The 9,095-nt window shown below is 68.9% G+C and carries 6 protein-coding genes; 4 read left to right on the forward strand and 2 right to left on the reverse strand.

The features are described 5' to 3' along the window. Window positions 1–15 precede the first annotated feature (15 nt). Together NTY77_20090 and NTY77_20095 are read left to right on the forward strand one after the other, a co-directional pair. Window positions 16–3,105, forward strand: coding sequence for an efflux RND transporter permease subunit (locus NTY77_20090; protein MCX5797797.1), 3,090 nt, complete (start codon window positions 16–18; stop codon window positions 3,103–3,105). Further along, window positions 3,102–3,740 (forward strand): DUF47 family protein, encoded by a 639-nt coding sequence (locus NTY77_20095; protein ID MCX5797798.1) that lies wholly within the window; start codon window positions 3,102–3,104, stop codon window positions 3,738–3,740. Before NTY77_20090 ends, NTY77_20095 begins: the two co-directional genes overlap by 4 nt. A 9-nt stretch (window positions 3,741–3,749) precedes the next feature. Here the strand turns inward: NTY77_20095 and NTY77_20100 are convergent, their stop codons facing one another. Continuing rightward, window positions 3,750–4,886, reverse strand: coding sequence for an OmpA family protein (locus NTY77_20100; protein ID MCX5797799.1), 1,137 nt, complete (start codon window positions 4,884–4,886; stop codon window positions 3,750–3,752). A 94-nt stretch (window positions 4,887–4,980) separates the two neighbouring features. Between NTY77_20100 and NTY77_20105 the strand changes: the two genes are divergently transcribed. Further along, on the forward strand, window positions 4,981–6,414 hold the full coding sequence (locus NTY77_20105; protein MCX5797800.1) for an alpha-amylase family glycosyl hydrolase: 1,434 nt from the start codon (window positions 4,981–4,983) through the stop codon (window positions 6,412–6,414). A gap of 9 nt (window positions 6,415–6,423) precedes the next feature. Here the strand turns inward: NTY77_20105 and NTY77_20110 are convergent, their stop codons facing one another. After that, window positions 6,424–6,708 (reverse strand): hypothetical protein, encoded by a 285-nt coding sequence (locus tag NTY77_20110; protein MCX5797801.1) that lies wholly within the window; start codon window positions 6,706–6,708, stop codon window positions 6,424–6,426. Between the two features lie 183 nt (window positions 6,709–6,891). Here NTY77_20110 and NTY77_20115 point away from each other — a divergent pair, with 183 nt between their 5' ends. Further along, window positions 6,892–8,874: a hypothetical protein gene (locus NTY77_20115; GenBank protein MCX5797802.1), complete on the forward strand. Its 1,983-nt coding sequence runs from the start codon at window positions 6,892–6,894 to the stop codon at window positions 8,872–8,874. The last annotated feature ends 221 nt before the right edge of the window (window positions 8,875–9,095 follow it).

Genomic DNA, 9,095 nt, shown 5'->3' on the forward strand with positions numbered 1-9,095 from the left:
ACCGGCTGAGGGGCCGTGAACCTCTCCGAGAGCTGGATCCGCCGTCCGGTCATGACCACCTTGGTCATGGGCGGCATCCTCTTCTTCGGCCTGCTCAGCTACCGCCAGCTGCCGATCAACAACCTGCCGGACGTGGACTTCCCGACCGTCAGCGTCACGGCCAACCTCCCCGGGGCCAACCCCGAGACCATGGCCTCCACCGTGGCCACCCCGCTGGAGAAGCAGTTCTCCACCATCGCGGGCATCGAGTCCATGACCTCGGCCAGCACGTTGGGCTCCACCACCATCAACATCCAGTTCTCCTTGAACCGCAAGATCGACGCGGCCGCGCTCGATGTCAACTCCGCCATCGCCGCGGCCATGGGCGTGCTGCCGCGCAACATGCCCAACCCGCCGACCTACCAGAAGGTCAACCCCGCGGACATGCCCATCATCTTTTTGGCCGTGACCTCGGAGAGCCTGCCCGTGACCGCGCTCAACGACTTCGCGGAGAACGTGCTCATCGCGCACCTCTCCTCCGTGGACGGCGTGGCCTTGGTGGACTCGGTCCCGCCGCAGAGGTACGCCGTCCGTGTGCAGGTCAACCCCGAGCGCCTGGCCGACCACGGCATCGGCATCGACGAGGTGGCCTCGGCGCTCAAGAAGGGCAACGTGAACATGCCCGTGGGGACCCTGGACGGCCCCCGCTCCGCCTACACCTTGGACTCCAACGGCCAACTGCGCAGCGCCAAGGAGTTCAACTCGCTCATCGTCGCCTACCAGAACGGCTACCCCTTGCGGATCCAGGACCTGGGGCGGGCCATCGACGGGGTGGAGAACGACCGCACCGGGATGACTTATTACAAGGGCGGCAAGAAGCACTTGGGCCTGGTCCTGCGCGTGCGCAAGCAGATCGGGGCCAACACCGTGGCGGTGGCAGACCGGATCAAGGCCAAGCTCCCGGCCCTGCGCGCGGCCATGCCCGGGGCCGTGGACCTGGACCTCGTCTACGACCAGTCGGACTTCATCCGGGAATCGATCAATGACGTCCAGCTCACCATGGTCGCCACCATCGTCCTGGTCGTGGTGGTCATCTTCCTTTTCATCCGGGCTCTCAAGCCGACCATCATCCCGAGCCTGGTCGTGCCGCTCTCCTTGGTGGCGGTGTTCCCGCTCATGGGCTTGCTCGGCTACACCCTCAACAACCTCTCCCTCATGGCCCTGACCCTCTCCATCGGCTTCGTGGTGGACGACGCGGTCGTGGTCCTGGAGAACATCATCCGCCGCATGGAGGCGGGGGAGACCGCCGAGGAGGCGGCGCTGCGGGGCTCGCGCGAGATCGGCTTCACGGTCCTGTCCATGACCGTGTCCTTGGCCATCGTCTTCGTGCCCATCATGTTCATGGGCGGCATCCTGGGCCGGCTGTTCCGGGAGTTCTCCGTGTGCATCACGGCCGCGATCCTGTGCTCGGGCTTCCTGTCTTTGACCTTGACCCCGATGCTCGCCAGCCGACTGCTCGCGGGCTTCACCCAATCCTCGCAGGGCCGCTTCTTCTCGGCTTTGGAGCGGGGCTTCGAGGCCATGCGCCAGGGCTACGCCCGGTCCTTGGCCTGGACCATGCGCCGCCGCCGCCAGGCCCTGATCTTCACGGCGGTGGTGACGGTCGCCATGATCCTCGTGTTCAAGGCTTTGCCCAAGGGCTTTCTGCCCACCCAGGACCAGTATTTCTTCCGCATCTTCTCCCAGGTGGACGACAAGACCTCCTACATCGACATGGCCCGCCACCAGGAGCTCCTGGACGAGGCCCTGCTCCAGGACCCGGACGTGGCCTCGGCCGAGTTCTGCTCGATCGTGGGCTTCGGCGGCGACAACAAGGCCTTGGTCTTCGTGAGCCTCAAGCCCCGCAGCCAGCGCCGGCACTCGGTCGACGAGATCATCGCGCGCCTGCGGCCCAAGCTCAACGCGGTGCCGGGGCTGGTGGTCTCGCTGGTCAACCCTCCGGTCATCACCATCGGCTCGCGGCTGGCCACGGCCCAGTGGCAGTTCACCCTGCAATCGACCGACCTCGACGACCTCTACAAGCACGGCGCCTTGATGGAGGACAAGATCCGCAAGATGCCGGCTTTGACCGACGTCAAGTCGGACCTGGAGATCCGCAAGCCCAAGCTGGCCATCGAGGTGGACCGGGACAAGGCCTCCTTGCTGGGCGTGACCTTGGAGCAGGTCCAGGACGCATTCTACTCGGCCTACGGGGCGCGGCAGGTCTCCATCATCTACGCCCCGACCAACTTCTACTACGTGATCCTGGAGGTGGAGCCCCGGTTCCGGCAGGAGCCGCTCTCCCTTCAGAAGCTCTACATCAGGTCCTCGGGCGGCAGCCTGATCCCCCTGGGCACCGTGGCCCGGGTCACCGAGACCGTCTCGCCCCTCTCGGTCAACCACTCGGGGCAGATCCCGGCCGCCACCATCGCGTTCAACCTCAAGCCCGGCCAGTCCATCGGCCCGGTGATCGAGGAATTGAAGCGCTACGCCCACGAGACCCTGCCGGCGACCATCAGCACGAGCTTCCAGGGCACGGCGCAGGCCTTCCAGTCCTCCCTGTCCAGCATGGGCTTCTTGCTCGTGGTCACCGTGGTCCTCATCTACCTGGTGCTGGGCATCCTCTACGAGAGCTTCATCCACCCCCTGACCATCCTGACCGCCCTGCCGCTGGCCGGCTTCGGGGCGCTGGCGGCCCTGTGGCTGCTGCGCATGGAGCTCGACATGTACGCCTACGTCGGCATCATCATGCTGGTGGGCATCGTCAAGAAGAACGGCATCATGATGGTGGACTTCGCTCTGGAGGCGGAGCGCTCCCAGCAGCTCGGCAGCGAGGCCGCCATCACCCAGGCCTGCCTGGCGCGCTTCCGGCCGATCCTCATGACCACGCTGGCGGCCATCTTCGGCACCCTGCCCATCGCCCTGGGCCTGGGCGCGGGCGGCGAAGCCCGCCAGCCCCTCGGCGTCGCCGTGGTCGGCGGGCTCCTCTTCTCCCAGCTCTTCACCCTCTACATCACGCCGGTCTTCTATGTCTACATGGACGGGCTCTCGAGGCGGCTGGGCAAACGGCCAGGAGGCGCTCCTTGAAACGCGACGCGGACAGCCTGTTCAGCCCGTCATTCCCGTTCCACAAGCTCCTCTGCGAACAGGCGCGGCTCTTCGCCGAGAGCGCCGCGGCCTTGGCCGCGGTCCTGCAGGACGGCGGCGATATCTCCGAGAAATGCTCCCGGGTCCACGCCGTCGCGGGCGCGGCCGAGGCGGGCGCGCGCGAGGTGGCCCGCCAGCTCTCGCTCACCTTCCTCCTGCCGCGCGACCGCGACGACATCCACGAGCTCAACCTCGCCTTCTCCTCCTGCATCCAGGCGGCCAAGGCCGTGGCCGTCCGGGTCGGCCTTTACGGCCTCAGCCAGGTCCGCGGCCCGGCCCGGGAGCTGGCCGCGGACATCGTGGCGATGGCCTCGGCGATCGAACAGATGCTCCGGATCATGAACCGCGGCCAGGGCGTGGAGGCGCAGGTCCGCGGCGTCGCCCAGGCGCGGGAGGAAGCGGACCGGTTCCTCCTGGTCGGCCTGGGCGAGCTCTACGAGCTGCCCGCCTCCCGGCCCGAGGGCGTGCTCGAGATCGTCAAGTGGTCCCACGTCTACGACCGGATCGAGGCGGTGATCGACCGCGCCGAGCGCGTGGCCCAGATCATCGAGGGCATCGCGCTCAAGCGCGTGTGACGCTCGCCCCTACTTCTCGAGCCACTTGAGCTCGACCCGGCGGTTCATCAATCGGCCGGCCGGCGTCTTGTTGTCCGTGATCGGCACGGAGGGGCCGTAACCGTTGGCCACCAGCCTGTCCCTCTCGATGCCCTGGGACACGAGGTAGTCGACCACGGACTGCGCCCTGGCCTGCGAGAGCTTCACGTTGGCGGCATCGGGACCGATGTCGTCCGTGTGTCCCTGGACCTCCACCTTCACGTCCGGGAACTCGGCCAGCTCTTGCGCCACGAACTCCAGAACCTCCTGGGAGCCTGACGTCAGCGCGGCCTTCCCGAACTCGAAGACCACCCCCTGCAAGACGCCGCGGGACTTGGTCACCAGCGGGCAGCCCATCTCGTCCACTTTGGTCCCCCGGGGTGTGTCGGGGCACTTGTCCGCGGGGTCCGGGACGCCGTCGCCGTCGCTGTCCACGATCACCGGGCAGCCTTTTTCGTCGACCTCGGTCCCAGCCGGCGTGTCCGGGCACTGGTCGATGCCGTCGGGCACGCCGTCATGGTCGGAGTCGATCGGCTTCTCGGGCGCGCGGACGGCGTCCGCCGGCGGCCGGCCTCCGAAGAAGAACGACACCCCGCCCGTCGCTTCGACGTTGTGCTGGCGCTCGGAAGCCAGTTTGTCGATCTCCGTATAGATGTAGCGGCCGTCGACCCGCAGGGCGAGCCAGTCGGTGAAGAACCAGTGGAAGCCCAGGCCGGCGTTCACGCCCAGGTCGTCTGAGGTGTAGGATTGACCGACCACCGTGCGTTCCCAGCCCGGCCCCAAGGCCAGGAAGGGCCGGAACGGTTTCCCGGGCAGGAAGTGATACAGCAGGTCGAACCGGAAGGATTGGATCGAGGCGCCGTCATTGGCGCGCAACGCGCGATCGGTCTTGGTGAACAGCCACTGATAGGAGGGCTCAAGGCTGATGCTGGCAACGAGCCAGTACGCGATCCTGCCGCCCACGAGACCGCTGTCCTTGAGATGGTCCGTCCCGTAGTCGTCGAGAAGGAAGCCCTGGCCGCCGTACGCGCCCAACTCCCAGGCACCCTGCTTGCCTCCATCGGCCGCCGCCGCCGGAGCCGACAGAAAGACCGCGAGTCCCAGAGCGCCCAGGAATCTCCTACGCATCATCCCTCCGAGTCCGAAAGTTCAGAAACGCTCCCACCTGCGATATAATAGCTCATCCCGGCCCCCAAGGGGGCCGGGAGAAGGACGACAGCTCATGATAAGGCCCTGGACCGAGGACGTGGTCTACATGATCCTCATCGACCGCTTCCACCGGGGAGGGAACCCGGCCCTGCCCCCCGAGCCCCCCTTCCATGGCGGCAACCTCGCGGGCGTGCGCGAGAAGCTCGACTACCTCGGAGACCTCGGCGTGACGGCCCTCTGGCTGAGCCCGGTGTACCAGAACCAGCGCGACGGCTACCACGGCTACTGGCCCGTGGACTTCTACGCGGTCGACCCGCGCTTCGGGACGCTGGCCGAGCTCCAGGAGCTGGTGCGGGAGTGCCATGGGCGGGGCCTCAAGGTCCTGCTCGACATGGTCCTCAACCACGCGGGCTACGACCATCCCATGGCGCGCGACCCGCGCACCCGCGCCTGGTTCCACCACGGGGGCGAGATCCGCTGGTTCGACCAGAAGAGCCTGGAGCGCGGCTCCTTGCACGGCCTGCCCGACTTCGCCCAGGAGAAAGACGAGGTCGCGCGCTACCTCATCGACATGTCGCTGTGGTGGCGGGAGCAGACCGGGGTGGACGGCTTCCGCCTGGACGCGGTCAAGCACGTGCCCGCCGCCTTCTGGAAGCGCTTCAGCCGCGAGCTCCACGCCCGGGCCGGACCGGATTTCCTGCTCCTGGGCGAGGTGCTGCGCGGCATCCCGCGCTACATCGCGCGCTACCAGCGCGAGGACGGCATCGACTCCCTCTTCGACGTGCCCTTCGCCGACACGGTGCGCAGCGCCTTGAGCCGCGACAGCGAGGAGCCCGGCGCGAGCTTGCTGCAGCGCCTGCGCGAGCTTCGGCGCGAGTGGCGCACCATGCTCTTCAACGAGATCCTGCGCAAGCTCTGCGCTGGCCGCCCGACCGACATGCGCTGGTTCTCCGACCTGGCGCACTCCGAGCGAGCCTACGCGCGGCCCGAGCTTCTGGCCCCCTTCATAGACAACCACGACATGAGCCGCTTCGCCAGCGAGGCCCAGCCCTCCCTGCCGCGCCTGAGGATGGCCTTGGCGCTGCTGATGACCTGGCGCGGGATACCGGTGCTCACCTACGGCACCGAGTCCGGCATGCCGGGCCGGACCCACGGAGACCACCGGGGGCCCATGCGCTTCGGCGCGGCCCCCGAACTGCACGCCGACCTGCGCGCCCTCATCCGTCTGCGCCGCGCGACGCCCGCCCTCACCGCGGGGAGCCAGCGCCAGGTCTTCGCGGACCGGGAGGTCTACGCTTTCCTGAGGGAGGCTCCGGAGAGCCGCGTGCTGGTGGCGCTCAATAATTCCAGCCTGCACCAGCGGCGCGCGCTCGAACTTCCCGAAGGGGCGCCGACCGGAGCTTGGCGCGACGCGCTCGGCGGCGAGGAGTTCCACGTCCCAGGCCGGGCTTTGGACCTGCGCTTGGAGCCCCGCAGCGCGCGCATCCTCGTTGCGAGCCGCCGCTGACTCCGCCCGCTACTTCTTCGGGCCGGGCTTGCGCTGAGCCGGGGCGGCCCGGGTCGGCTTGGGCGCCGGTCGGGCGGCCTGGAGGCCGGGCTGGGGCTCCACTTTGGCGACCGAGAATTGGGATATGCGGCTTTGGAACTGGTCGTACTGGATGCGCAGACAGAACAGGCTCAGGTCCACGATGAGGAGCCCGAGGCAGATGACCCCCGTGGTGTGGAGGAGCACCTTCCACAGCTTCTTGTCCGCGGCATACACGGCGAAGGCCCAGCGGATGTTGTAGACGACGATTGGCACAAGGAGCAGCCAAGTGAAGAGTATTTTGGTCGGTGGGCTGAACATTTTATCCTGTCTCCCGGTCCCGGGTTGATGCGTCGTCCTGTAGAGAGGATACAATGGCTGGCGAGGCAAGTCAACCGAGCGCAGGACCTCGCCAGCCGCGCACTGGCGTAGAGCGTGTCTTCCATCTATACTAAGGATATGTTCCCCGCGGGCGCGCAGCGATGCCTCCTGGCGGCCCTGCTGCTGGCCGCGGCCCCGGCGCGGGCCGCGACCTCGCGCGCGGCTGCGGAAGCCGTCACCGAGGCGCATCTCTCCGGCCAAGTCGGCTCGGACCTCGCGGTCCCCAAGGTCCAGCTTCAGATCCCGGCCGTCGGCCTGACGCTCGCCCCGGCCTTGCGCGCGCCCCTGCTCGCGCCCCAGGTGACGCCGACGCCCCTGCCCGCGCCGGCGCCGGGGCTCACGGCGGCCGCGCCTTTGTCCCCGGCGGTCCAGTTGGCCGAGGGCGTCAAGACCTCGGCCGTTGCCGCCCAGGCGGAGCCGGGGGACGCGCCCGAATCGGAAGAGTCCCTCACGCAGGCCGGGCGGGTGGTCTTCGACCAGGCCCAGGCCGCCCCGGCCCAAGATGCGGCCCCGGTGACGGCCCAGCCCTTCTCCTTGGGCCGGTGGCTGGGCGGCCTGCTCAAGCGCGGCGACCAGGTCCCGCCTTGGCCCGGCCGCGCCGGAGACAAGCTCCGCGTGGGCGGTCGGAGCTTCACGCTCGCTGACCGGCTCGGCGAAGGCAACAGCTCCGTGGTGTACCGGGCCGAGGGCGGCCGCTACGGCTACGCGGTCAAGCTCATCCATCCGGAGTTCAAGGACATCCCCTACTACGGGGCCGAAGCCGAGGCCCTCAAGCTCCTGGACCTCACGGACATCCCGCACGCCCGGCTCGCGGCCCGCAGCGAGGACGGCCTGGTCGTGGTCAAGGAGGTGGTGCCCGGGGAGACCGGCGCGGCTCTGCTCAAGCGCGGTCCGCTGAGCCAGCACTCCCAGGACAACCTGGCCGAGCTGGCCGCGCGCCTGCTGGCCATCGGCTACACCGGCGACCTGGCCCCGGGCAACCTGGTCTGGAACCATTGGGAGAGCGCCTGGACCCTCGTAGACGGCGGCGGCTTCCGCATGGCCCATCCGCGCGAGACGCTCAAGCAGCTCCTGCAGAGCGGCTTCTTCGCCCCCGGCCAGGCCGACCCGGGCAGCTTCCTGGCCGCTGTGCGCGGGCGCCTGGGGCCCGGCTCCGAGGCCTGGGCCAAGGTCGTGAGCGATGCCGCGGCCGAGCCCGCGCTCGCGCCGGCCTTCGCCGCTCTGGCCGCGGCCGACCGCGCGGCACCGGCCGCTCCGAAGCTGGAGTTCTCGCCCGGCCGCGCCGCCAAGGGCCTGGACGATTCCTGGCTGGCTCCGCAGGAGGCGCGCAAGCGCCTGGGCTTCGACCCGCAGACCGTGAAGGAGCGCTTCAACCTGCATTCCGACGACCCAGGCAAGCTCAACACCGAGGTGCGCCAGCTGAACCTGCCCGACGGCCGGGTCCTGGTGAGCAAGCGCTCCAGCGCGGAGATCATCCGCAACGAGGTCTTCATCCGCCGCGTCGTCCGCCGCTGGTTCGGCCGCTACTTCGACACCCCGGCCTCCGTGGCCTATCCCCTGGGCGGCGGCGAGGCTCTGATGGTCATGGAGCGCAGCCCCGGCGGCAGGTCCTACCTGGACACCAGGCTTTCCTTGCCCCAGCGCGCGGCCCTCGCGGTCTTGGTGCACAGCTTCGGCCTGGGCGACGTCAATGAGGGCAACGTGCTCTACGAGGAGGGCGGCCGCGCCGCGCTCATCGATTTCGAGCAGGCCCTCTCCTCCCACAGGCCGGTCGTCTCGCGCATCCCGGACGAAGGCATCGCGGCTGAGATGCCCTGGCTCTCGCGCCGCAGCCTCAACCGGGCCGAGGACTACTTCCCGGCCGCGGCCGCCTGGCGCGGCCTCCTGGCCCGGCCCGAGACCCAGGCGGAACTGCGCGCCATGCTCCTGGCCAGCGGCTTCAAGGCCGAGGATGCGCCGGGAGTGCTCGCCCGGGTCCAGGCCAACGCGGCGCGCCTGGAGTGGATCATCCAGGCCGACGTGGAGTTCGTCAACCAGTTCGCGCGGCGAGCCACGCCCTGAGCCCGATCTCCGGCCCGGGACTGCCGCATAAGGGGCCGGCCGCCCGGGCTCACAACGGACCGGCGCCGACCGGAGTGTCGGATCGGGATAGGGGCCGGCGAGTTTCTTCGCCGGTCCCCTCCCACACCACCGGACATGCGGGTCCGCATCCGGCGGTTTGAAAAGTTGAGGTTACGCCGCAAGCCGAGGCACCCCCAGTCGGTCGAAGAAACTCGGAGGAA

The organism is Elusimicrobiota bacterium (genome assembly GCA_026388095.1).
In the GTDB taxonomy this organism is placed as follows: Bacteria; Elusimicrobiota; Elusimicrobia; order UBA1565; family UBA9628; genus UBA9628.

Coding starts and splice junctions, on each gene's coding strand:
- NTY77_20100 (MCX5797799.1), bottom strand. CDS start 4,886: ATGCGTAGGAGATTCCTGGGCGCTCTGGGACTCGCGGTCTTTCTGTCG.
- NTY77_20105 (MCX5797800.1), top strand. CDS start 4,981: ATGATAAGGCCCTGGACCGAGGACGTGGTCTACATGATCCTCATCGAC.
- NTY77_20115 (MCX5797802.1), top strand. CDS start 6,892: ATGTTCCCCGCGGGCGCGCAGCGATGCCTCCTGGCGGCCCTGCTGCTG.